The sequence below is a fragment of the Flavobacterium sp. genome (assembly GCF_013823965.1).
Lineage (GTDB): Bacteria > Bacteroidota > Bacteroidia > Flavobacteriales > Flavobacteriaceae > Flavobacterium.
In genome coordinates this window covers 22,938-49,527 of sequence record NZ_PNNA01000012.1, presented here as the reverse complement: position 1 = coordinate 49,527, position 26,590 = coordinate 22,938, and the positions used below count along the sequence as shown (strand labels likewise).

Genomic DNA, 26,590 nt, shown 5'->3' with positions numbered 1-26,590 from the left:
TTACAGCATAAATATAATAAAATTTTCCAAACTTATTTTTGGGAATACAATTCTTCGAAAATTTCGCAACTCAAATTAAAAATGGAATTGTTCAAGGACTCGTTGGATGCCTTGAGTTTTGACCTTAAATCCTCCGAGAGTTTGATTTTTTGATTTTGATGCTCCAAATTGGATTTCATCTCCAAAATAATGTCTTCCAGAAGCATTATTCGCCTCTGGAAGTCTAAATTACTGGCTTTAAAGCTGATAATCAATCCGAAAATCACAAAAAAAAGCACCCCGATTATTAGTATTAAAATATAAACCATATTCCTGTATTCTTTAATTCACGATCAATTTTTTGGTGGTTTTATTTCCTTCTTTTTTTATTTCCAAAAGATAGACTCCTTTGTTTAAAGTTTGATTCGTGGTTGTCGATTTCAAGGTAAACTCTTTTATTTTTTGCCCCAGAAGATTGTAAACAGTGGCTTTTGCCCCCATTAAATCTTCACCAATTTCGATATTGAAGTTTCCATTTGTTGGATTGGGATAAATTTTGAATTCCTCGACTAAAGCATTGTTTAGTCCCAACCCTGAACATTGAAAAATTAGTGTTGGCGTTTTTCTTTGCAAATAATCTCCTGTTCCTAGCATCCCATCGGAGTTATCACCAAAAGCAAATGTATTGCCATTGTTGTCTTGAGCAAACGAAAAATGACCTCCAGCACTTATTTTGGTCACGTTTGAAACGCTTGCCAACTGAAACGGCATCAACCGATTCGTCAAGGTATTATCTCCCAATTGATACCCTCCGTTCAACCCCCAAGCCCACAAAGTGCCATTGGTTTTAACCGCCAAATTGTGTTCATAGGCTTTTATTTTTTGCCAGTTGGTATCGGTCCCCACTTGAGTAGGCACATTTTTGTTTACCGTGGTATTGTCTCCCAATTGCCCATTGGCATTATAGCCCCAAGTCCAGAGGGTTCCATCGTTTTTTATGGCCACCGAATGGCTGTATCCCGCTTCAATCTGGCTCCAATCTGTACTGGTACCTATTTGGGTGGGAACATTTTTCAAATTTACCGTCGCCAAACCCAATTGTCCATACAAACCAACTCCCCAAACCCATATCGAATTATCGGAGCGTTTTGCCAGAGTATGACTATTTCCAACCGAAACCGAAACCCAATCGTTTGCTGTTCCAATTCGAACAGGAGTATATCGGTTCGTGTAAGTTCCATCGCCCACTTGTCCGGATAAATTCCCGCCCCAAGACCACAAAGAACCATCCGTTTTTATGGCTGTCGTGTTGTTGATATTGGAAGAAACCGATTGCCAATTGGTATCCGTTCCTATTTGAACGGGCACATTTCTGTTGGTCGTGGTTCCATCACCCAGTTTTCCATAAGTATTTTGTCCCCAGGCCCAAAGTGTACCATTGCTCTTGATAGCAAAAACGGTGTACCAATTGGCCGTTACAAAAACCCAATCGTTTGCCGTGCCTACTTGTACCGGACTTCCTGCATCGGTCGTTACTGCTCCAATTCCCAATTGTCCGTATTGATAATCACCCCAAGTCCACAGCGTTCCATCGCTTTTTATCGCCGCCGTAAACAGGTTTCCGGCCGAAATGGTTTGCCAACATTGAGCGTTTGCAACCGTGCTCAAAAAAATAACCAATAGTAAAGTAAATATTCTTTTCATAATAATAACTTTTTAAATTATAATTCAAAAATAGAGTCTTAGTAAAAACAAAAAAATACGATATTAATCGTATTTTTAAGATTCTAAACTCAGTTTTGCATCACTACGCTTTTGGGAATTTTGACCCTGACAATGGATGATTTCCCTTCGAAAGTTCTGGTAAAATAAAGCGTTTCTGTTTTTTCATCATAATAAGGAGATCCTTCAAAACCATCGCTGTTAATCTTCTTACCCAAATTGATGGGTTCCGACCATTTTTTCCAAGTATCGTCCAATCGGTAAGAAATGTAAATATCATAATTACCGTAACTGCTGAAACCAATGCTGCTAAAAAGCAAGGTTTTGGTATCGGACAATAGCTGTGGCATTCCTTCATCGGCGGCAGAATTGATGACTTTGCCCATATTTTGCAACAATCCATAAGTTCCGTCTTCTTTTCGGTTGGCAAAATACAAATCGGTTCCGCCTTGGGTAAAATCGGTTTCGATTCCCATGATCAAGATTTTGCCGTCGTTGGTCATAGTGAAATCGGCTGTTTTATCATAATTGTTGTAGGCGGCGATTTTGAGCGGTTTCAGGGTTTGGTAGGTTCCATTTATGTTTTCGAGAAATTCAAACCCTGTTTCGGTTGTGTTTTTGGTATATCCCACGCCACCTTTCAGGATAAAATCATCACTGTAATATTCCAAATAATTGTATTCATCGTTCCGATTCAAGCTGGGTTCCGCCAAGGGTTTTGACCATTTGCCGTCGGCTTGTTTTTGACACGAAAAAACCACGTCTTTGTTATTGGCGAAAGCCGAATAGAACATTTTTTGTCCATCTTGCGAAACGATTACATTGGAAACTTCACTGTTTTCAAACTCCAAAGTCTCTGGATTGGACAGGTTTTCGAAAGCAGAAATGGTATTGACTTTTATCTCGATGGGTACGTCCGAATCGGAAATCCCGATGGCATCGATTTGTTTTTGACCAGGAATGAGTGCAAAGCTGAACTCCACTTTTACCGCAACCACATTGCTTACTGCATTATCAAAAATGGCATATTCGATTCCGGGATTGAAAACATTGGGTACTTCCTGCACTTTTCTTCTTTTTCGACCAAAATAATAAGCGTGGTCTACCGAGGCCGTGGATTTGAAAGTGGGTGTTTTCCAATCTCTTTTTCGAGTCCAAACCGTTTCATAATTTCCGGAACCGTTGTCCACCGAAATTTTGATGACACAACCCGAATTCAGGTTTTCGCAAACGGCGACTTGTTTTACGGTTTGTGGTTTTTCGAAACCCACTTCTACAATTTCCCTGCCATCTAGGGCATTTTTGGGCATCCAGGCATTGGCGGAACTTCCACCTTGCGGAAAAGCATCGGGTTTGCCCAGAATTCTTTTGATATTGTTTTGCTTTCCTCCCAAATCTGTCGAGAATTTAATGAGTTTGCTGGCCCATTGAATTTGTTGGGCTTGAACGGAAAAAAGGACAAGGAAGAATGAACAAAGAAGAATAGTTTTTTTCATATTGATTTAATTTAGAAAAGGGCCGTGAAAATCAATCCACAACCCTTATCATTACAACTAAAAACGCTTAATTGTTTACTTTGATTTTTTCTACCGATTTGCCTTTGAAAGCAAAAATATATTCACCGTCCGTGGTAATGTCGATTCCATCACCATAGGTTGGACTTCCGCCTTTCCCTTTGGATTGCACTGAACCTTTGGTTTCGCCATTGGTCATATTGATTCCATAGATGATGTTTTTGCTGTTTCTTTGATCTCTCAAGAAATAATTGTCGCCAATGTGGTAAAAATAATCTACACCTTTTATTTTTTCTGTGGCATAAGCTCTTGAACCGTCTTTTTTGTTGTAAGCGGCAAGACCTTTTTCGGAAAGTACAACAACTTTGTCATCAAAATCGATTACATCTGTTGCTTTTCCTACCCTGGCATCGTTGTGTTTCACATCAAACAATTGTTTTCCCGAAGCAATATCGTAACTGTAAAATTCATCTCCGTCTCCAACAAAAACGGTTTTGCCTTCGTTTATGATCATGTCGGTAATTCGTTTGTCAAATTTATCGGAACGCCAAGCCGTTTTTCCACTGGCATCATCCAAACAAATCAATCCATTTTTCTGGGCTTTGTAATCCCAATAAATATAAGGCACTCTTTCTTTGTAGGTTCCTCCCATTGGCGAGGTTCTGCTTTCCATTCGATATTCCTGTACTTGCACTTTTCCTCCAATTTGCACCAAGACTTTATTTCCGGTTTTGTATAGGTTTGGCATACAAAATGCTCCGGTAACTTTCTCGGTAGCCCACAACAATTTACCCGATTCCAAGTCGTGTTTTTCGACATATTTGGTTCTGTCTCTTGTTCCCAACATCACGATATAGACCGCATCTTCTGTAAATAATGGATCGGCAAGGGTTCTGTAATATTTTTTGCTTTGTGTATTGGAGAACATTCCACCACCACCGCCATCCATGTCATTTTCATATATGGCTTCCCAAAGTTTTTGCCCGTTGTTGTAATCATAAACCATCAATCCGTTGAGGTAGAGAAAAACTTTGTTGTCTCTAATCCACATATCCAAGATGGCTCTTCTGGTCACCAATTCTTTTTCGACTGTTCCCACAAAGGTGGCGTCCCATAAAATTTCACCATTTGAGGCGTTGATTCTAACCAATTGGTTTTTGAAACCTGCAAACAAGGCTCCTAAAGCTGTCGGTTTGAAATTGGCCATAATGATTTCATTTTTTTCCTTGTTGTAAATGTATTTTCCAACTCCACCCTTGAATCTATTGGTTTCCCAAATTTTTTCACCCGTATTGGCTTTTACCAAAATAATCGAAGCTTTTTGCGAAATCAAAAACGCATCTAATTCCGAGATGTATTTTACGGTATCCAATTCCCCTTGATCGGCTCCATCTTCAGATTTTGTTCCTTTTGGAATGAGGTTTTGATAAGATTCCGAACTCCACAATTCTTTTCCCGTGGCAATATCCAGGCAAGCCACCCTATCGGTTCCTAGTTTTCGTTCGTCAAAAAGAAAGAGATAGCCTCCTTTTCCAGATTTCCATTGGGTATATTGGTATTCTGATTTATTAGTGTTATTGGTGGTTATTTTTTTATAATCTCCATTCCAAACGAGTTTGCCTGTTGCGTCCAATACCGATGCCGAGTTATCGTCGGTGCCAATTATCAATTCGCCATCACCACCACAAACTGCTAATCGGGTAGCCTTGTTTTCGAATTCTGATTCCCATACCGTTGTAAAGCTTCCGGATTTTTTTCCTGCTCCACCACCAGAAACTGCGTTTTTTGCCTTGTCCAATAGTTTTCCGAATTGTGCCGAAGCCGGCAATGTTGCCATCAAACAAATGGCCATTGTTAATGTTAGTAATTTTTTCATTTTATTGCGTTTTTAGTTTAGTAAATAATTAAAATGTAGCGGTATAGCGTACTTTATATCGCTGTTGTTTTTGAAGTTTGAAATAAAATTTGTGATCCAACACATATTCCGAAAGGAAGTTGGTAAACATTGGATTATTGATGTCACTATCCACTTTAAAGAAGGTGGAAACTTTGCCGCTTTGAACCACCCCAATATCGGTGACAATTGTTCCGGTAACATCCTTGAATTTTTTGTCTTTTTGTTTCAAAAAATCTTTGGATTTAAATACCTCATCCATTTCCTTGGTTACCATTTCGGTCACTTCTTCTTCGTCAGTCAAAACTTTTTTTTGTGAAAAAGCGGGTGCCGAAAACAGCAAAAGAAAAATTCCCACACAAAGCAAAAGCTGATTTTTTCTCATAATGATTTGATTTATTGATTAGTACCCAACAAATTTGAATCAAACATGAAATAGAAACAATACGACGAAATACGTATTTTTTAAAATTGGATTTGAGGAAACTGTTTCTGGAGTTTGGCAATTTTATCTTGAAGTTTCGATAAAAATTGCTGGTGGCTTTCGGACTCAGGATTGAAAGGACGGTGAGAAAATCCTTTTTGAATGGTTCCGATTTCTTGCATAATCAATTGACTTTCATAATCAATTGAAGTTTCGGAAAACCGTTGCCAAATATAATCTATTGCAATCTGATTTGGATGAATCATGTCTGCGGCATAAAAGCGATAGTCGCGAAGCTCGTCCATCATGATTTCGTAGGAAGGAAAATAAATTGCAGATTTCTGATTGCAGATTTCTGATTGCAAGATTTGATAAATTGCTGAAATTAAATGCGCTTTGCTCAATTGATTTTCCACAAAACCGTCTTTAAGATGACGAACTGGCGAAACGGTAAAAATAAAATTGACGTTTGGATTGATTTTTTGGATTAAATCCAAAGTATTCTGCATCGATTTTTTGATGGTTTCAACCGATAAAATTTCCTTAATAAATTGTTTTTGAGGCACTTTATGACAATTGGCAACGACAGCATTACTTTCTACATTTCGATAAACCCAAGATGTTCCGTAGGTGATAATGATATGGGAAGCGGCTTGGAGTTGTAATTTTGTAGCTACCAAAATAGCATTCAAATTGGTAATTAATTCTTGCTTGTTAGCATTGCTTAAATCGGAATGAACCTCAAAACAATGCCATCGTTCGTTGTGAAAAAAAATGTCTTTCTCGGTATAAAAAGATTGATTCACCATGCGATGAATCATTTTTTCGATAGCAACTGGATTGAAAATAATCCCAAACGGATTGCAGGTATTTTGGAACTTGAAATAATCCAATTTCTCCGCCATATTTTCGGCAAAACAAGAGCCTAAAGACACAATTTTAGAATTGTAATCTATTGAATCGTTGTTTTTGGGAATGGAGATTTTAGTTCTAAACTGCATCTATTGTTTTTTACAAAAATAGAATTAATTGTAGAATAATTGCGATTTTAAATGATTGGAATCATTTCCTCCAAAGATGAGATTTTCCGAAACAATTTCTGTTGGATAACCATTCGAATTGTATTGGTATTTGCTTTTATAAATATTCATTGCCGAAACAACTTGATCTGAATCGGTATATTTTATTTCAGAAATTTCAGCGCTATTTATACTATTGTTCAAGGAAATTGTTTTAGCATAATCCAACAATTTATTAAACCCCAAAATGTTGTGCAAGGCATTGTTTTTAGAATCATATGCTAAACTTATACTTTTTTTACTCAAGACGGCCAGCCCGGCATCGTCAAAAAATCTTTCGTCCTTCACAAGATTTTCGCTTTGAAAATACAAAGTTCCGTGATAGATTTTAACGTCATTGTTGTTGGAATCCTTTGTCAACTTTTCATAGAAAACTGAGCCATCATTATTGTGAACATAGTTGATCACGTAATTATCAGATGAAGCAATTTTGGTCAACAGTCCATCAAAATAGAAATATTCCGAGGTATTCAGGTGTTGATTTGTTTTGTCCAATTCGACGATTTTAGTAATCAAGTCACCCGTGTAATAAAATGTGGAAACTGTGTCAAATTTATCAATATGCACTATTTTGTTGCCTTCATAAGAAAGGAGAATTGTTTTTGAAGACCCGTCAACTGAAACTTCCACTATCTTTTTCAGCAACTGAACCTGAACAGGATCAACATTTTCGTTTGTACAAGAACAAAGCGTTATTAAAAATACTGATAACAGTCCTACTAATTTTTTTGTTTTTTTCATAATAATCAATAAATCGTACTCCCCTTTACTTAAGGTTTATAGTTCTTTATAAATCAAACCTAAAAAAACAACATAGAAGCAACAAAATTCATCGTTAGAAACCCAATAATTCAGTTAAACTACGATTTGAGTGACTTCTAATTTTTAATTTTCTTTCTAATTTCTTTAATCCAAATTTCATAACCCTTTGCATTCATGTGCAATCTATCTTCCACAAAAATGGATGGAATTGGCTCCGAATTTTCGAGCATTTGATCCCAAATACTAATGAAATAAGCATGTTTTTGTTTCTTGCAAAAAGCCTCGATTTGTGCATTGCCATCTATCATTCTTTGTCTCATGCTCCATCTCGACGGACACGGTTTTAATGAAACATAATAGACATCAATCTTTGGGAATTTTTCCCTGATGTGTTGATAAAGCACTTTAAATCTTTCCAATACCACTTTTCCGGTCACGGTATCGGAAGAAGCAACGTCGTTTTCGCCACAGTAAATCACGATTCTTTCGGGATTATATTTATTGATGACGTCTTCACGATAACGGATTACATCCAACAAGGTTGACCCTCCAAAAGCACGATTAAGCGGCGCATATTCCGGCAAATCTTGCTCCAACGTTTTCCACTTTGTAAAAGAAGAGCTTCCTATAAAAAGTGTTTTATAATGAGTCGGCATCGCAATGCTGTCCTGCTTTTTGAAAGCTTGAATGTCATTCCAAAAAGGAGGATTCTGGGCTTCGGCAATGGTATAAAAAAACAACATCTGAACACAGATAATTGCCTTCAAAAATTTTAAATCAAATTTCATAACGTTAGTATTTAGCCTCAAATTTACAATTATTTTATGGGTTTATATTTCGCTTAAAAATCTTTTCTTTTCCTTCTTTCAACATTAATCCTCTTCTATTATAATCCTTTGAAATTCAGTAAAAAACCATGGCTAAAATCCTGTGCTTGAAAAAAAAATTTTTTTGAAAAATTTAAAGTTTTATAAGGCAACAAAAAAAGGGAAGCCAACTTATGTGGTCTTCCCTTTTTTTAATCAAGTAAGTGACAATTTTATTTACAAGGCAATTTTTATTTTATTCAAAATTGATTTGTGTTTTTTCCAATAGCTATTTATTCGCTGTAATAAAAAGCTTTTTTTAACAAGGCTTGAGGATTTCCTCCAATTTGCAATTCAAATTCGCCTTCTTCGGTTATCCATTTGTTTTCCATTCCTATGCTGGCCAAATCACTTGAATTTAAACTAAAAGTAACGGTTTTTGTTTCTCCGGGTTTCAATCCAATTTTAGAAAAACGAACCAGTTTTTTGCAATCTGGCGAAACGGTAGCCACCAAATCTTTGATAAAAACCTCAACGGTTTCCTTGCCTTCCCTGCTTCCCGTGTTTTTGACATCGATGGAAACATTGAGTTCTTGATTGCCTTTCCAATTTTCAGTGCTCATTTTTAAGTTGGAATATTCATAAGTCGTGTAGGATAATCCAAAACCAAATTCAAACTGCGGATAAAAACCATCAAAACCCCAATTGGCATCTCTTATATCTGTCTTTTTATAGTAATATGTTAGCGCATTTCCGGTAAATTTAGGATAAGTATAAGGCAGTTTCCCACTTGGATTTACCTTGCCAAACAAAATATCAGAAATGGCTCGACCTCCTTCATCTCCTGGATAATAGCCCATAATTACTGCGTCAACCAGTGGTTCCACTTCCCGAATGATGCGCGGTCTTCCTTGAACCATTACCAAAATAACTGGTTTCCCCGCTGCCGAAAGTTTCTTGATTAAATCTTGCTGTGCTTCCGGAAGTTGTAATTCGTTGATGTCTGAAGGTTTTTCCGAGGCCGGAATTTCACCAACACAAACAATCACATAATCCACATCTTTGGCTTTTTCGACTGCTTTGTCCGAATTAATGTCTTCCAAATAATTGGTTCCTTGCACAAATTCAACATTGGTTGCTCCAACTTGTTTTTGTATGGCATCCAAAATTGTCAACTTGCTCGGGTCGTTATATTTTGTTTCCCTTCCCAAGAAAGACCTTGACCAAGCTCCATTTAAAACATTAATGGAATTAGCGGAATATCCCGTAACCAATACTTTTTTAGTCGAAGAAAGCGGCAAAATATTGTTTTTGTTTTTCAACAATGTAATGGCTTCGCTTGCCATTTCATAGTTGGCATCAACATGTTTTTTACTACCAAAATCTGGATAATTTTTTGGATCGGAATAAGGAGCTTTGAAAAGATTCAATTCAAATTTTAATCGTAAAATCCGGCTCGCGGCATCGTCTATGCGACTCATTGGAATTTCGCCTTTTTCGACCAAATCAACAATAAAATCAACCACATCGGCATCAAAAGGATTCATTAACATATCCAATCCTGCATTGACAGCTTTTTTGGTGGCTTCCCGTTTATCTTTGGCAGTAAGGTGTCCGCCAACCAATAAATCAACATCGCTGAAATCTGAAATCACGACTCCTCTGAAACCCATTTCACCCTTTAAAATATCGGTTATATAATATTTATTGACGTGACATGGAATTCCATTTACGGCATTGGAACTAATCATCACGCCCATTGCGCCGTTTTTTATTGCTTTTTCAAAAGGCGGCAAATAATATTGGCGAAGGCTGTTCTCTGGTATAAGAGCGTTTGCCCTGTCTTTGCCGTTTCTGCCAGCGCCATAACCCACAAAATGTTTCAAACAAACTGCCGTACTCTTGGCATCTTGCAATCCATTTTCTTGCGAACCCTTTACATAAGCGGCTCCCATTTCTGAAATGAGATACGGATCTTCGCCAAAACTTTCGGAAATTCGACCCCAAAGCGGGTTCATCGCCACGTCCACATTTGGATTAAAATTCCAAGGGAGCGATGCCGCTCTTGATTCGTAAGAAGTTATGGCACCACATATTTTTGACATATCCGTGTTCCAGGTTGCGGCAACGGCAATTTGGTGTGGAAAAAGCACGGAACCATTCACGTAATTGGCGCCGTGAATATTGTCGATTCCATACAAAACAGGAATTCCCAAACGGGATTTTGTCATTGCGGCATCCTGAATTTTTTTAACAATTTGGAACCAACCTTTCCTTTCTGCCGGATAACCGGGCGTGTTGTGGATGGACCCAACGGCATAATCAACAATTAATTTCTTGAATTTTGCCGAGTCATAAATGGTTTTTTCTCGCTCTCCCCAATAATCGCCTTCCAATATAGCTGGCAAACCGATGTTCAGCATTTGACCCGCTTTTTCTTTTAATGTCATCAATGACAGTAAAGAATCCACTTTTTGGTCTACCGATTTTTGTTGTGAAAAGCTGTAAAAGAAAATTAATAAAAATATTGTAGTGGCTGTTTTTTTCATTTTAGAAACTCATAATTAGGATGAATCACTTGGTTAATCGTGGCATTAACTTGAAGCTATTCATTATTTTTTAAATCCTTTGCCAAAGTTCTTGGGTTTTTGAATTCCAGAAAATTGAGGTTAAAATTTCCTTTTTCAAAGCGAACTTTTATTTTATTGACTCCTTGTTTTAAAGCCACATTTTTTAAAGTCACCGTTTTCCATTTAGCAGCTCCTCCCGAAAAAGGAAGTGTAATGGTTTGGGTAATTTTTCCGTTTTCATCTTCCAAATAAAATTTTCCACCAGCCGCATTATTTGAATATCGAATATCAACATCAAATACATTTTCTGTAGCCAATGTCACCGTATATTGCAACCATTCGGTATCGTCAATGAAACACACATTGTATCCATTGCTGATTTTATCATTACAAATTTGAATGTCGACGCCGTCATTTCTCATCGCACCGCCTTTGTTCCATCTGGTGAATTTTGTTCCGTCATGATTTACCACATCTTTGTCAAAATACGCATAGCCATTTTGTCCCAAATCATATTCCGTGGCAAAGATTTTTCCTGGCAACGAATGTGTTTTGTATTTTTTGGTTTCGGTAGTTTGAACTTGGCGAAACATAGCGTCGATTACATCATGTTTGATGGTCAGGTTTTCCATTTTATAGTTCTCGGCAATTTGCATCAAAGCTGATTTTGCAAAATCTGACGAAGGTTTCTCTCCTCCATTTTTCCAATATTCCAGTAATCGCTTGTATTCCGATGTTATGGTAACCGAAGTGACTCCGGCGAGATTGTCTATTTTTTTCATTGGCCAAAAAGCCCAACCAATGTTGTTTGTTTCCATCAAAGAGATTGCTTCCTTGAACCAAACATTGGAGTTTTCTCCTGATTCACCCAACCAAATTGGTACATTGTATTGCGTTCTATAATCCAAGAATTTTTGGATGGAAGCCACATCATTTGGATTCCAATATTTATGAAAACTCAAGGCCATATTTTCATCCCAAAGCGGAAAAATTCCGTCATAATTGTTGCCCCAACAATTTCCTTCTATAAAAATCAAATGATTGGTGTCGACTTCCCTGATGGTCTCGGTAATTCTAACTTGCAACGCTCTCAACGGAGCATTCGAAGTTTCGTCACAACCGTTTAAATTCGTCCCGGTAAAGTTCCAATTGGGTTCGTTGATAATATCATAACCACCAATCCATGGACTGTCTTTATAGCGAGAGGCCAATTTTTTCCAAAACGCAACCATTTTATCTTGATTGGCCAAACTTTCCCAAAGTGAAGGTTTTGTGGTATCATAATCCGAAATATTCGCGTCATGTCCTTGACCACCGGGTGCTCCGTGCAAGTCTAAAATCAAGTAAATTTTATTGGCGGCACACCAGCTCAACAAATCATCCGTCATTTTAAAACCTTCGTCAAGCCAAGTATTTTGACCCGAAACGGTTTCTTGTTCAATAGGCAAAGTGTAGAGGTTGTAATGCATTGGCAACCTTATGGAATTGAATCCCCAAGCTGCAAGCGAGTCTATGTCTTTTTTTGTAATTCCGTTTGATTTGTAGGCTTTGTAGAATTCCTCGGTGTTTTCTACCCCAATTAAATCGGTTATTTTTTGTTTGATTACATGCTGTGGTCCTGCTGCTGCATCGGTTTTGAGCATATAACCTTCCTGAATCATCCAGCCTCCTAAACCCAATCCTCTCAATACGATATTTTTACCGTTTCCATCTTCAATTTTTTGTCCATTTCTATGCAAATAGCCTTGCCCAAAAGATGAAAATGACATAAGAATAATAAATAACAAAAGGAGGTTTTTCATAATATAGGTTTAAAAGTTTGAATAAAAATGCTTCGCAAATTTTAGTACACTAAAGTTTGAATGGCGCGAGGCAAGATTGTGACTTCCGTTGCGTTTGTTCCAACACATAGATTATACGTGATTTTTTTGTCGCTTTGGTTCATGACAACGGTAACCACTTTTCCGTCTTTGTTTAAAAATGAAGTGGTTATCAGATTGCTGCGACTGGAAACACTGCTAATTCTTTTGGCATCTTTTCCAATAAATTTAGAGAAATGTCCAATAAAGTAGTAAGAAGGCGTATAAATCAACTCTCCCGTTTTTGTGTCGCCATGAATTGGTGCGTAGCAAAAATTACTCACGTGATTTGGCCCGCCGTTTTCATCCAAAAGAATGTTCCAATCTGTCCAACCAACCGTTCCGTTGTTGAAATCATTGATCATTGATTTTCCGTAGCGTTCTCCGTTTTCCCAAAGTTGGTATTTTTTTGCATCGAATTTTTCTACACAACCTTCTGTGAACAACAAGTTTTTGTTGGGATACATTTCATGAACTTTGCCCACGTTTTCAAACATTGGCTCGCCACCGCTCCAAGTTTCGTACCAGTGAAAACCTATTCCCCAAACATATTTATTGGCTTCGGGATCGTCAAGAATGGTGGTTGCTCTTTGCGACATCAAATCCCTGTTGTGATCCCAAACCGTGATTTTTTTGTCGCCAAGTCCTGCTTTTTTCAATGTTGGCCCAAGATAATTTTTCAGAAAATCACGCTCTTCTTCAGCGGTATAAATACATGATTCCCATGTTTGTACGGCCATCGGTTCGTTTTGAAGGGTTAATCCCCAAACCGGAATTCCTTCTTTTTGGTAACTATTTATAAATTTCACGTAATAATTGGCCCATGGTTGGTAAAATTCCGGCAACAATTTACCTCCTTTAAGCATGTTTTTATTGTCTTTCATAAAAGCTGGCGGACTCCAAGGACTAACGTATAATTTCACGTCGCCATTAATCGTTTGAATCGCTTTTTTGATCAAGGGGATTTTGAATTTCCTGTCATGATCAATGTTGAAGGTCTTCAATTCCTTGTCTCCTTCGGCTATATAAGTATAACTTCCGGAACTAAAATCACTGCTGTGAATGGTTGTTCTAATGATGGAATAACCAATTCCCTTGTCTTTGCTGTAATAGGCATCCAAGAATTCTTGTTGCTTGTCTTTTGACAATTTTGCAAAAACTTCGGCGCTGGCATCCGTAATGGCACCACCAATTCCCAAAAAGGTTTGGAACGTTTTGTCTGGATTCACAAAAATGCAAGATTGTCTTTCCACGGGTTGTTTCAAGTCTGAAAATTTAAGATTATCGGTTTTTGCCAATCTCAAATTTGTACTGTCAGCAGAAGTGTAAACAGTAACCATCTTGTCTTTTGCAGAAAAAGGTTTGGGCTGGGTTTTGCTTTTTTGCTGGGCAAAAGCACTGGTTGTTACCAGCAAAACCAGGGATAGAATCGTTGCTTTCATAAGTAGGTTTTTTTTATTTTTTTATTTTAATAGTGGCATCAAGTAAACGTCTACTTGTTTTACCAATCCTGTTCTGTTAAATATTTCATTGCTCGCCAATGCTTTTATTTCAAGTCCTTCCGCTTCTAAAATATCTCCGTTTGCATTTGTAATTTTCACTGAATTTTGATTGGACAAATGATAAACAAATGGAACTTGACAAAAAGTGAATGCTAGAGCATCTTTATTTAAAGCAATACTGGCATTTTTATTTTCTACGGTTATGTATTGAAACTCTTCGGCCGAGAGAAGAAATTCTGATTTTCTCAACAATCCTGGATTGAAAGAGATTTTTCCAGATTCGACCATTATGCCTAATTCCGCAAAACGTGCAATAATGTCTTCTTTCACCTGCCCTGTCATTCCGGGTTGTTTGGCTCCGCCAAAACCTGGCGTATGGGAATAAGCATCGGTTGGGAATGCCCCAAATAATTCCGGTGATTTATTGAGTCCGATTCCAGCTCTCACATCATAATAATGTTGTACCATCTTACCAAGTTGGTCTTCATCGGCATTGTTGTGAAGCGCCATAAAATAATTTTCGCCAATGGCCAACAACAGTTTGGAAACCATGTGCCAGTAGATGCAACCCAAACCTTCGAAACCATAGAAAGTCCCGGAACGTCCCGTGAAAGATTGATGGTCGAATACTTTTTCGAAAATTTGCAACACTTTTTCTTGTTCCAAATTGTTTTTGGTTTCCAACAAATCCAGCGCTTTTTTCAAATCGGCAGCATTTCTAAAATTTCCGTTGAAATGGAAAACGCCATCTGCATCTTTGTAGATGATTTCGGTATTATTTCCAGAAATAAGTTCCGTCAGCAGCTGACTGCTTTGAACCAATTCGGCAGGAACACAATTTTTTTCCATAAACCTTGGCAATTGCCTGTCTGGATACAACATGTAGCTGTACTGGTCTTTGCGGTACATCGCGCTAGATTTTAAGGCATCAAGCACTTCGATAACCTCAGCCGTGTTTAAAACTCCGGCATTCAAAACTGCCACTTGTCCTTCCAACATTTCGTATAAATTTCGAATGGAAACCGCGTCTTTTTTGATGGCAACCAGGTTGTAGGAATGGTATAAATTATCCGAACGTTTGTTGCTATAAATGGTGTGGTCAATGTATTTCAATGTCAATGCGATAAAACCAGAAAGTTGGTCGACCTCGATGAGTTGTTTCTTTCCAGAAAAACCGTTGCCGTAAATTTTCTCACGGAAATTACTTCCTGCAGTTCCTAGGGCATCCATGATTAATTTTCTTTCCTTGTCAGAAACTTTACCATTGAGCACGGATTCAAATTGGATGAATGTGTCGTAGGTTGATTTAAAGAATTCGACAATTTCTTCCGATACTTCCATATTTGTCGTTGCCGTTTTCTGGAATAATTCGAGGCAAAAAGACTGAAGTCTTCTCAAATGGTACAATGTTACCATCGAAACGCCGTTGCCCACCAAGGCATTGTTTGCATCATTCCATTCCGGACGTTGGGTGTTCAACCAGATTCCGGCTTCGGGAATAAAATTGGAAAGCTTTGCCAATACGGTTACCAATAATTTTTCGGTGAAATTCACGTGCACTACTTTGCCGTTTTTATCCCAAATTAATTTTCCGTCGCTGCCCGTTTTTTTCACTCGTTCCAAAGCTAATTTTTCGGCTTCGAAATCAAAGTCAATCGTGTCAAAAGGATTCTTTACCAAATCGCTGTAAGGCTTGATTCTATATGGCACATTGGCATAAGCAAAAATATTTTCAGAAAGCATCTTGTTTAATGCTCCGGGATGGTATTTCTTTGAAATCTCCAAGAATTTTTGCAAATAAATAATTTGGTGATCGCCCCAATAACCAATATTCGCCCATGGATCGTCAGGTTCCGGCGATTCCCAATCGATTCCGCCTCTGGTGATTCGGTAGGGATTGTATCCGTCGGCGGTTGATGCATTCAAAAATTTGCAAATCATGCTTTCGACGAAAGAAGGATAAGATAAACTAAGCGTTTCCCAATTTTGGAAAATATCGCGCCAGTTTCCTTGATAATTCAGGTTTTTTGAACCGTCTTCTCTTTTCATTTCGATGGAAAAAAGATTCCAAGGACGTGATGGATCGCCGTGTCTTCGGCTGAATGCCAATGGCAAATATTCGAAACACAACCGGATTAATTGCTCGTCTTTATGGGCGGCAATTTCTTCGACCAAAACTGGAAATGCAATCGAAGAACCCAAATTTTCGATAAAAATCTTGTTGTTTTTATGCACTTCAGCATTGGCACCAAGAATAAATTCGAGTAAATCTTTTATGGAAATGGTATAATTATCATCAAAAATTCCGCCGCGCATCACGTTGAACAATACATTTGACATATGCCTGTTGACACTTAATTTGTCTTGGGTAAGTTGCAATCCATCTGCAGAAGCGACGATTTTTACCAAATCTTGGGTACAATTGTTCACGTCGTTTTGCAGCAGTTGTGCAATGTTTTTTTCTTCTTTTACAAAATGTTTCAGAGTCGCAATGTAGCCGGCATCTTTGTTTAATTCTGCCACAATGTGCCATGTTTTGTTTTGACCGGCAGCAAGTTCCATTTCCGAATTTATGAAATAAGCGCCTCTTGCGGCTCTCACGTCGGTTTCTGTTTCCAGAATTTGACCTTTTCTGAAATTGTTTAATTGGCGTGACGACAATAAAATTTTGGCATTTTCCATTCCTTCTGACCAAACCACGGTGGTTTTCAAGGCTTCGCTGGGCTCGGCTTTGTCCACGATTATGGAACTCAACATAAACAAGGCTATGGGATGATTGTTTACCAATTCATTTTTCTTGTAGGCATCGACCAAATTGCTCAATGACAATTGAAGTTGGCGGTTGATTCCGGCTGGCAAAATATTTTGGATTCCATCCAACACCGAAATCGAGCAAGTCTTTTCAAGATTATTGGCGATTGTGGCCCTTTTGATAAAACCGAACTTTTCACTGTTCATCCATTCATAGGAAAAAGTGGCTCCCAAATCTTCATTTATTTCTTCGAAAACTATTTTGTTGCCGTAAACACTTTTGTAAATGTTGCGCTGAATTTTATAAACACCGTTGTATTTATCCGAGAACGGTTCCCACAAAGACGTTTTGTCTCCTCTTGTCACCAATAATATGGTTTTGCTTCCCGATATCTCGGCAGAATCCTGGATTTTATCAACCGTGTAATAAGGAAACAAGGCCAAGTCTGGGTTTTTTCTACCAGCCGTCAAAGCACCGTTACTGGAAATAAACATCCAATGATCGGAACTGCTGACGATGGTCATAAAAAATGGATCCATCTGGTGGTAGTTGGCAATTTTATAAAAAGTTTCCCCGTTTAAATCCGTGAAACCTCCAGTAATTGTATTGCTTTCGACATTTAATTTATTGCTTCCGAGAAGAATTTCTTTTTCCATTTTTTTATGCTTAATCTAAATCTGTATTTTTATTCTGTTTGTTTATTTTAATTCATAAACCCTTATATAATCGACGATTAGTTTTTGGGAAGTTAATGCCGGATCAATATTTCCGCCCATTCCGCCGCCCATCGCCAGGTTTAAAATCAGGTTTTGGGGTATTTTGCTGTAAGGCCAAGCTGCACTTCTTGATTCTGTGACTTGATAGTCAAAATATTTTATTCCGTCAACATACATCGTCATTCCTGTTGGCAACCACTCGAGTGTGTAGTTGTGGAATTCTCCATTCATGTTTTCGACATCGGTAACAAACGGTATTTGGTTTCCTTTCTTGAAATAATATCCTTCATAGTGAACGGAACCGTGTGTTTTACCGTTTCCAGTAGTGTCGTCTATTTCAGAACCTACATTTTCCAATATATCCACTTCGCCACAATAAGGCCAAGATAATTCATCCACATACGAATCTCCCAACAACCATCCTGCTGCCCAAGCTCCTTGTCCTGCCGGAACTTTGGCCCTGAATTCGATTTTTCCGAACAAGAAACTAGCCTTTCCACGAGTGGTTATTCTAGCCGATGTCCAAGGTTTTCCATCGTCATTTTTTCTGGCTTCAATGACAAGATTACCATCTTCCTGTCTGGCATTTTCAACTCTTTTTTCGGTGTAGTATTGTGGCTCGTTATTGCCCCAACCCCAATTTCCGAAATCATAAGTCCATTTTGTTTCATCAATTAATCCTTTGCCGTTAAACTCGTCGCTCCAAGTTAATTCCCAATCTTTTCCGGTGGTATTTTGTTTGACAACCACTGGAGAAGCTTTGTGTTCTTTCATCAAAATCAACTCGATTTTGTCAATCAACAAAGGGCTTTTTTCTATGTGGAATTTCATCAAATGCGTCTTTGCTTCAAAAGGGGAACCGTCAATTTGGACAAAATTGCTGGCACTGTTACCTGCAACATTCATGCTGCCAGTGACATTATATGTTCGTTCATCTTTGTTGTCTATGTAATCTTCAAGCCAACATTTTACTTCGCTGGTCGTCTCGTTTTTGGCATAAAGGCGAACCATGTATCTACCAGAAACAGGAATGTTGACACTATAACTAAGCCAAGATCCATCTTGACCCGTTTTGACAAATCCAGCATTTTCTTTGTCTAAAACTGTGATATTCCCAGAGTTTTTGATAAAACTTTCGGCTTCGATTACTACTGTTGGTGATGAATTTTTGGTGTTTTTTGTATTGGCACAATTGGACAATAACAAAATTGCCATCAATGGCAAAGCGGTTTGCTTTACTAATTTTCTATACTGCATTAACATATCTCTATTATTTTAATCAATTATTTTACTAGAATTGCCTCTAATTCTTCCAATGATTTCCCTTTAGTTTCCGGCAATAATTTTATTATCAAAAGGAGTCCTAAAATTGCGAAAAGTCCGAATAGCAAGAAAGTCAAAGTAGTCCCCAAGTTGGCCAATTCCCATGGAAAAACCAATTGAACCAAGAAGCTTATCGCTGAATTGACAAATCCTACAAATGAAATGGCAACACCTCGAATTCTATTAGGGAAAAGTTCGGAAAACAACACCCACATTACTGGCCCAAGCGAAATGGCGAATGACGCCACAAAACCTAAAATACAGAACAGGATTAGTGTTGAATTCATCGTTATCGAAGCCGTAATCAACTCTGATTCGTATTTGGTTGCAATATCAGCTCCGATAGTTTCCGCCACTGCAGCTTTAAATTCGGTATCGGTTTCAAAGGTTTTGTTTTTTAAAGTCGCCAATTGGTCAGCTTGAATCTCGGTTGGCAATTTCGCAACAGAAGCATCGGTCAGGGTATAAGTCGCCGCATTAAAACTGTAAGCCAACACTAACATGCTTAGCGCAATACCGCTTACACCAATGACCAACAACGGTTTTCTTCCCAGTTTATCAATCAATGACATTGCCACGATGGTAAACACCACGTTGATAAGACCCACCAAAATAGCTTGTATAAATGAAGCATCGGTACCAATTCCGGATTGTTCGAAAATCATTGGCGCATAGAAAAACACGCAATTGATTCCGACAATTTGTTGCAAGATGGCAATTCCAATTCCTATGGTCATCACCAATTTCATCGATGGCGTAAACAATTCTTTGATGGAAATTTTTTCTTTTGGAGCGGAATCCAACAGAATACTTTCCTTGATTTCGCTAACCATTTTCTCGGCAACTTCTTCGTCGCCAACGGTTTTCATGACATCCAAAGCTTCGTTGTATCTGCCTTTCATGATAAGCCATCTTGGACTTTGGGGAACAAAAAACAAAAATATGAAATACAAGACTGCTGGCAGGAATTCAATTCCCAACATCCATCTCCAATTGTATTCACGAATTTTTAAAGTATCAACCCAAGCAGCATCGGAACCGGCTAAATGCACGATAAGATAATTGGTGAAAAAAGCTGCCGAAAGACCAATCACGATATTCAACTGGTTGAAGGAAACCATTTTACCACGTTTGTCGGCAGGCGCAATTTCGGCAATGTACATTGGTGCTATGATTAGAGAAATCCCCACTCCAATTCCGGCCAGCATTCTGGCAAAAACCAAGATAAAAAATGTAGGAGCCACAGCCGATAAAATTGCAGAAAAAGCATACAATAAAGCGGAATATTTTAAAACAATAATTCGGCCATATTTATCACTTATGGGTCCGGCAAACATCATCGCCACTGTAGCCGATAAAGACAGTGAAGCCACTGCCCAGCCCAATTCTATTTTTGAAAGTTGAAATTCGGGTTCTATGAATTTAATTACCCCGGAAATAACGGATGCATCAAATCCCATTAAAAATCCACCCATTGCCACTACAAGTGCAATAAGGGTTACTGAACTTTTTTTTGTTTGCATAAAATTTATTGTTTGATTGTTAATTATTTTGGTTTAAGTTTTTTTACCATACATAAGTACCCACAGCACCGCTTTCCAGTGAAGAGGTAATCCATCTGCCGTTGTATTTTATGTTAAATTGTGCCGCATTGTTTCCGTCATTTACAACAATTAAAACTATTTTCCCGGTAGGTGTTTTAAAAGCCACATTGCTTAAATTTCCTTGTACATTGCTGGCGATTCTTGTTGAACCAAATGGAACAAATTTAGAAGCGTGGGCAATTATGTAATAAGCCACGTTTCTAACATAACTATCTGCACTGTTTATGGTTATGGCGCCTTTGCATTGCGAACATCCACCTGGAGTATGAGGTCCAAATGACGAATCATTGGCCAAATTCCACTCTAACGCAATTTTGCTCCAATTTCTCATGGAACCAATAACCACGTTTTTGGCATGCCATCTAAGGTCGCCTCCAAAGTTGCCTTCGGATGAAGTCCATTGTTCTGTAAAATAAACATTTTTGTTTGGAAAAGTTTCGTGAATGGATGACAAAGCACTGATATCACCTCCATACAAATGGAATGCAGCCCCGTCTATAAAAGGGTTTGCCGCAGTATCACTTAAAACAGCAATTGGATAATCAGGTCTGTCACAATTGTGGTCATAAATTACAATTTTGGTATTGATGCCCGCAGTTTGAAAAGCTGGTCCTAAATTATTTTTTATGAATTCTGCTTGTTGGCTTGCCGTCATCAACATACTTGGATTATTTCCTGGATGCAAGGGTTCGTTTTGTGGACAAATAGCGTCAATAGTAATGCCTTCTGCTTTCATTTTTTGGATGTACTTCACAAAATATTGGGCATAAACTCCATAATATTGTGGCTGCAGGCTTCCGCCAATAAAACTATTGTTGTCCTTCATCCAAACTGGAGGTGACCAAGGTGTCGCCATGATTTTTATATTTGGATTGATGGCCAAAATAGCTTTCAAAACGGGTATTAAATTTGTCATGTCGGGAGCCAAGCTAAAGTTGGCCAAGTTCACGTCCGTTTGTCCAGTTGGCATGTCATCATAAGAAAATGGAGCGCTGTTCAAATCTGAAGCGGCAATGCTCAAACGCAAATAACTTATGCCAATTGAATTTTCGCTTGAGCCAAACAACTCCTGCAATAATTCCTGCTTTTTGACGGTCGTTAATTGATTGATAACTTCAGCACTTCCTCCCGTTAGAGTGTACCCAAACCCGTCAACAGTTTGAAAAGTTTGTGCATCATTGACTTCAATATTTGGATACATGTTGTACACCGTGCCAAATCCTAAAATAGCGGATTGTTTTTTGAGCAATACGGATTGATCTCCTTTTGTCAACCAAAAATCCACATCATTTGTCACTACTGGTGGTGTTGGCGGTGTTGGAGTAGGCTGTGGACTTGATGGAGAACACTCTGCTACAAGACTGGTCAAGAAGGCTATCAGAAAAATTTTCATTATTGTTTTTATTTTATTCATTTTTATTTTATTCATTTTTATTTTATTTATAACTTATCTCTACATAAACCGGCAAGTGATCTGAAGGATATTTTAAATCTTTGGAATCACTTAAAACGGCATATTTTTTCACTTTAAATTTATTGTTTTTGGACAGAAAAACATAGTCTATCAATTCTGTTACGGGCTTGTCGTGTTGAAAACCATTAAAAGTCCCCGAAGGTCCAAAAGGCTTTGTTTCCGAAATATCCCGAGTATCGTTCATCTCTTTTTTTAACATTTCTATTCTATCGTCGGTAGGCAGGGAATTAAAATCTCCCATAAAAAACACTGGATAATTTTTAGTGTTCGATGCTTTTATTTTCGAAAGAATGAGCAAAATTCCATTGGTCTTGGCCAATTCACCCATATGATCCAAATGCGTGTTGAAAACCCAAAACGTTGTCTGTGTTTTCAAATCTTTAAACAAACCATAGGTGCAAACCCTGTTGAATGCCGCATCCCAACCTTTTGAAATTTTGTCCGGAGTTTCTGAAAGCCAAAAAGTGTTGCTGGACAATACCTTAAAACGGTCTTTTTTATAATAAATATTGGAAGATTCTCCTTTTCCTTCCCCTTCTCTTCCGATGCCTAAAAAGTTGTATTGGGGGAAAACTCCCGACATGTCGATTACTTGATTGGGTGTTGCTTCTTGAACTCCAAAAATATCCGGTTCATAGAACTGTATTTGTGAAGCAAAAAAATCTTTGCGATGCGTCCAATCGTTTTCACCATCAGAGGCTACATCCAAACGAATATTGTATGTCATGATCTTTATGCTTTGCGCACTTGAACAACATGCATTTAATACCGTCAATAAAATCAGGATATATTTCACTTTAATTGTTATTTTTTTTATTTGTTTTGGTATACTCTAACATAATCTATCTCGAAAGTCGAAGAGACAAAATTAGGATCTATTGGCCCCCCATAAGTTCCTCCCATTGCACAATTGAATATCAAAAAGAAATCTTTATTAAAAGGGACACTACTTGAATTTGCAAATGCAAAAAACTGTTGGTTGTCAACAAATATCTTTATATATGAAGGTGACCACTCTAAAGTATATATATGAAATTCAGTTTCTGCATTGGCAATCATTGTAAATCCACCATCAGGATTAGCACCAGAATGTCCGGGGTGATGCAAAGCTGCCGTTATTTTATTTACACGGTTTCCAGCATATTCCATAATGTCAATCTCTCCGCAAGCAGGCCAATTAAGCTCCCCTTTATTGTCTCCCAACATCCATAAAGCTGGCCAAACTCCTCCCCCAGAAGGCTGTTTGGCACGGATTTCCACTTTTCCGTATTTGAAAGAAAATTTATTTCTAGTAAGGATCCTGGCTGAGGTGTAATGGCTTTCTTTGTAATCTTCTTTTATGGCTTTTATACTTAATAGCCCGTTTTGAACATTTACATTTTCTGGTCTGTTGGTGTAATATTGAGATTCATTATTCCCCCATCCTTCACCGCCAATATTATAATCCCATTTTGTTGAATCTGGCGCTCCTTTACCATTAAATTCATCGCTCCAAATCAATTTCATTCCGTTTGAAACTGGTGATAATTTTATTCTTTCTTGTAATAATTCCGGTTCGTTTGTGGTAATATAATTAAATCCATTGGCAATAAGCCAATCCATATCCTCGGCATCATTAACTGTCCAAGCGTTTAATGTAATATTGTTTTTCTTGGCGCTTTCAATCCATTCAGGATGTTTTTTAAAAACAGAAAAATGGTAATCTAGTCCTGAAATTCCATCTGCTTTCAATTGTTCAGGAGATTTATCACCTTGTAAATATTGCAGGGAAACTGTGGGATTCATTGTTCTTATTTTTTTAAGAATATCATAATCAAAGCTTATATAAACAACCATTTGCCCTGCTTTGAGTTTTTCGACTAATTGAACCGTTTTTGTCGCAATTATTTGTCCTCTTTCCTTACTTATTTCGGATGGTTTTATTTCGCAAACTAATCGTGTGGAATTGTTGTTTTCTTTTCCGGCCTTGATATACTCTTTTAAAGTAGGCAACTTTTCACCATTGGATAATTTGAATTTAATTAAATCAGCATAGGTTGTAGTTTCTATAGCCAGTTTATTGTATTGTGGATCATGATTAACAATTAGTGAATCATCAGCAGTCATTCTAACATCAAATTCAGCCCCCGCCAATTTTAATTCAATTGCATGTTTAAGCGAAACAATGGAGTTTTCGGGAAATCCCATTTTTTTCCATGCGCCGCGGTGGGCAATTATACTATTCTCTGCTAATTCAATTTTATTACTTAAAGCTTGCTTTTTGACCCCACAAGCCGAGAAAAATATTGAAGTAGAAACTAAAAATAGAACACCAAACGCATTTAATTTATTCATTATAAAACTTTTAAATTTTATTTTCACCATTGCTTCCGCTTTTTATGTAAAAACCGGAAGCGAATAATGAAAAAATGAACTACACAAAATATTAATTATAAACTCGAACGTAATCAACTTCAAATGTCGAAGAAACGAAATTCGGATCTATTGTCCCGCCAAAATTACCTCCCATTGCACAATTGATGATTAAGAAGAAATTCTGGTTAAATGGCAAACTAGCCGAATTTGTAAAAGTGTAAAACAACTGATTGTCCACATAAAACTTGATGGCATCTGCTCTCCAGTCGCATGCATAAACATGAAATTCTGTTGTTGCATTGGTTATATTAGTGGTTCCTCCATCCGCGTTTCCACCTGAATGGCCAGGATGATGAAGCGTACCATATATTTTATTAAGTTGATTGCCTAGGTGTTCCATGATGTCAATTTCTCCACAAGCTGGCCAAGGAGCTGTATCTATATTGCTTCCCAACATCCACAGCGCTGGCCAAGTTCCTCCTCCCACAGGCATTTTTGCCCTGATTTCGACCTTGCCGTATTTGAAAGAAAATTTGCCTTTACTGAGAATTCTAGCCGAAGTATAACTGCTTCCGCTATAACTTTCTTTTATGGTTTTAATTTTTAAAACACCACCTTGAACAATAACATTTTCTGCTCTGCTAGTATAATATTGGGCTTCGTTGTTTCCCCAGCCGCCGCCGCCTAAATCATATCCCCATTTAGTGCTATTCGGTGCGCCATCCACATTAAATTCATCTGACCAAATTGAAGTGGGGGCCACATATAAAGTTATACTTACTGAAGTACTGATAAAATTGGCTCCATTGTATGCAGATACGTATACAACAAAGGTATTTGTTCCTCCTGTCGTGTAAGTATAAGTGAAAGTGCCGCTTGTTACCTCTTGTATTTCTCCATTTCCGAGTGAAATTTTATAGGAAGTTGCATTTGTCGCGCTAATATTAAAATTTACTATTCCGCTGCCGTCACCATTTGGATTTTGAGCACTTGTGCCTACAACTGCTGCCGAAACCACAAGATTTGAAGGAGTTGTTCCTGCATTTGTTCCCCCACTGCTACCGCTATCTCCACTACAGGAAATCAATATAAAAGTTGTGCAAAGAAATAATACAAATAAACGATAATCGAGTAGTTTTGTAAGTAAATGTCTTTGAATTGCTGTTTTTTGTATCATTATAATTAACTTTTAGTGTTGACTTATTAGTATTAATCCATTAGAATATTTTAATTAGAATTAACAAAAAATATTCAAAAAAAAACCCAGAACCAAGAGATGGTTCTGGGTCATTTTGTCTAGAAAATTAAGGTTTTGGTATCATTTTTAAATACCAAGCATTTCCTGTTTCAGTTCCTTGTACTCTAAGGTACATGGTAGATGATGTTATTGTCATGATTTCGTATGATTTTTGGGTAGCTCCATAACCAATGAAAGTGTTAACACCTGCTAAATTAATATTGGTTTGTGTAGATGGTGCTGATGCAGCAACACCTGAAGTTGACCCACCAAAAGTAAAGGCAGAAGTTCCTCCGGCATAAGCATAACAACCTTCGTCTCCAGAAGCTGGAATACCAGGAAGACCACCTGCTAAAGCTCCAGTTTTGGTAAATGCCCCATCTGGGGTTGCTACCGTTAATGAATAAGTTCCTGAAGCCGCATCTTTAGCAAACGTAAATGAAGCGGTGTAAAAACAATTACAACAAGCTACTTTTTCGTTCACGCCTGCAGCCCACCATACTGGAGTAGCAGAACCAGCCTCCCATGGACCAACTCCTAAATGACCAGATACACTTTTGTCCACGATCCAAGTTTTAGATGCATTGTTTGTTAAATTAGTAACAATGGCTGGATCTGGAGTGTAATCGTATCTTACCGTGATATCTTTGGTGGTAGTAGATGTAGTGCCTCCGGCTCCTGAAGCAACAACAGTAACTCTATACGTGTTTACACCCAGTTTTGAATCAAATTTTTTGGTTACCACGTTACTTGACAATATATTCCAAGACTCAGAATCATTGGCGTCATAATCAATTTTATATCCCAGTGAATTATTTGCAGTTATCGTTATTTTAACGTTACCTGAACCATCACCATTTGGATGTGAAGCATCTTTACCTACAAGATCTGCAGTAATTGCTATATTGGAAGGAGCTGTTAAATCTCCTAAAGAATATGTTTCTTCTGAACAACTACTAACTGTTAGAAGTAACACAAAGAAAACACCTAGAAAATAGTTTATGTTTTTTTTCATGAT

General features: G+C 37.8%; 19 protein-coding genes. All 19 read right to left on the bottom strand.

All coding sequences use genetic code 11. The features are described from left to right. Nucleotides 1–32 precede the first annotated feature (32 nt). Entirely contained in the window at nucleotides 33–308 is a 276-nt protein-coding gene (locus C0430_RS01300) for a hypothetical protein (protein ID WP_290864675.1), read from the bottom strand. 13 nt (nucleotides 309–321) lie between these two features. Then, the gene (locus C0430_RS01295) at nucleotides 322–1,683 is read right to left on the bottom strand and encodes a T9SS type A sorting domain-containing protein (protein WP_290864673.1); all 1,362 of its coding nucleotides are present in this window, start codon (nucleotides 1,681–1,683) and stop codon (nucleotides 322–324) included. 89 nt (nucleotides 1,684–1,772) lie between these two features. Further along, the gene (locus C0430_RS01290) at nucleotides 1,773–3,197 is read right to left on the bottom strand and encodes a hypothetical protein (RefSeq protein WP_290864671.1); all 1,425 of its coding nucleotides are present in this window, start codon (nucleotides 3,195–3,197) and stop codon (nucleotides 1,773–1,775) included. 67 nt (nucleotides 3,198–3,264) lie between these two features. Further along, nucleotides 3,265–5,091, bottom strand: a complete 1,827-nt coding sequence (locus C0430_RS01285; RefSeq protein ID WP_290864669.1) for a PQQ-binding-like beta-propeller repeat protein — start codon at nucleotides 5,089–5,091, stop codon at nucleotides 3,265–3,267. Between the two features lie 28 nt (nucleotides 5,092–5,119). After that, complete coding sequence (locus C0430_RS01280; RefSeq protein WP_290864667.1) at nucleotides 5,120–5,494, bottom strand: hypothetical protein; 375 nt, start codon at nucleotides 5,492–5,494, stop codon at nucleotides 5,120–5,122. 80 nt (nucleotides 5,495–5,574) lie between these two features. Next, nucleotides 5,575–6,534, bottom strand: a complete 960-nt coding sequence (locus C0430_RS01275; protein ID WP_290864665.1) for a GSCFA domain-containing protein — start codon at nucleotides 6,532–6,534, stop codon at nucleotides 5,575–5,577. A 24-nt stretch (nucleotides 6,535–6,558) separates the two neighbouring features. Beyond that, a complete protein-coding gene (locus tag C0430_RS01270) occupies nucleotides 6,559–7,353 on the bottom strand; it encodes a hypothetical protein (RefSeq protein ID WP_290864662.1) in 795 nt (264 codons plus the stop codon). Between the two features lie 137 nt (nucleotides 7,354–7,490). After that, nucleotides 7,491–8,162, bottom strand: coding sequence for a GDSL-type esterase/lipase family protein (locus tag C0430_RS01265; RefSeq protein WP_290864661.1), 672 nt, complete (start codon nucleotides 8,160–8,162; stop codon nucleotides 7,491–7,493). A 311-nt stretch (nucleotides 8,163–8,473) separates the two neighbouring features. Further along, complete coding sequence (locus C0430_RS01260) at nucleotides 8,474–10,729, bottom strand: glycoside hydrolase family 3 N-terminal domain-containing protein (RefSeq protein WP_290864659.1); 2,256 nt, start codon at nucleotides 10,727–10,729, stop codon at nucleotides 8,474–8,476. 56 nt (nucleotides 10,730–10,785) lie between these two features. Then, on the bottom strand, nucleotides 10,786–12,552 hold the full coding sequence (locus tag C0430_RS01255; RefSeq protein ID WP_290864657.1) for a cellulase family glycosylhydrolase: 1,767 nt from the start codon (nucleotides 12,550–12,552) through the stop codon (nucleotides 10,786–10,788). A 41-nt stretch (nucleotides 12,553–12,593) separates the two neighbouring features. Next, entirely contained in the window at nucleotides 12,594–14,051 is a 1,458-nt protein-coding gene (locus tag C0430_RS01250; RefSeq protein WP_290864654.1) for a glycoside hydrolase family 30 protein, read from the bottom strand. Nucleotides 14,052–14,072: 21 nt separating this feature from the next. Further along, the gene (locus C0430_RS01245) at nucleotides 14,073–17,519 is read right to left on the bottom strand and encodes a hypothetical protein (protein WP_290864652.1); all 3,447 of its coding nucleotides are present in this window, start codon (nucleotides 17,517–17,519) and stop codon (nucleotides 14,073–14,075) included. Nucleotides 17,520–17,561: 42 nt separating this feature from the next. After that, on the bottom strand, nucleotides 17,562–18,836 hold the full coding sequence (locus tag C0430_RS01240) for a family 16 glycosylhydrolase (RefSeq protein ID WP_290864650.1): 1,275 nt from the start codon (nucleotides 18,834–18,836) through the stop codon (nucleotides 17,562–17,564). 26 nt (nucleotides 18,837–18,862) lie between these two features. After that, complete coding sequence (locus C0430_RS01235; protein WP_290864648.1) at nucleotides 18,863–20,425, bottom strand: sugar porter family MFS transporter; 1,563 nt, start codon at nucleotides 20,423–20,425, stop codon at nucleotides 18,863–18,865. A gap of 43 nt (nucleotides 20,426–20,468) precedes the next feature. After that, nucleotides 20,469–21,899, bottom strand: coding sequence for a glycoside hydrolase family 30 beta sandwich domain-containing protein (locus C0430_RS01230; protein WP_290864646.1), 1,431 nt, complete (start codon nucleotides 21,897–21,899; stop codon nucleotides 20,469–20,471). A gap of 43 nt (nucleotides 21,900–21,942) precedes the next feature. Continuing rightward, nucleotides 21,943–22,707 carry an endonuclease/exonuclease/phosphatase family protein gene (locus C0430_RS01225; protein ID WP_366559280.1) on the bottom strand — a complete coding sequence of 255 codons (765 nt, stop codon included), beginning with the start codon at nucleotides 22,705–22,707 and terminating at the stop codon, nucleotides 21,943–21,945. 86 nt (nucleotides 22,708–22,793) lie between these two features. Next, entirely contained in the window at nucleotides 22,794–24,314 is a 1,521-nt protein-coding gene (locus C0430_RS01220) for a family 16 glycosylhydrolase (protein ID WP_290864644.1), read from the bottom strand. A 91-nt stretch (nucleotides 24,315–24,405) separates the two neighbouring features. Continuing rightward, nucleotides 24,406–25,512 carry a glycoside hydrolase family 16 protein gene (locus C0430_RS01215; RefSeq protein WP_290864642.1) on the bottom strand — a complete coding sequence of 369 codons (1,107 nt, stop codon included), beginning with the start codon at nucleotides 25,510–25,512 and terminating at the stop codon, nucleotides 24,406–24,408. A 127-nt stretch (nucleotides 25,513–25,639) separates the two neighbouring features. Beyond that, nucleotides 25,640–26,587, bottom strand: coding sequence for a hypothetical protein (locus C0430_RS01210; protein ID WP_290864640.1), 948 nt, complete (start codon nucleotides 26,585–26,587; stop codon nucleotides 25,640–25,642). Nucleotides 26,588–26,590: the final 3 nt, after the last annotated feature.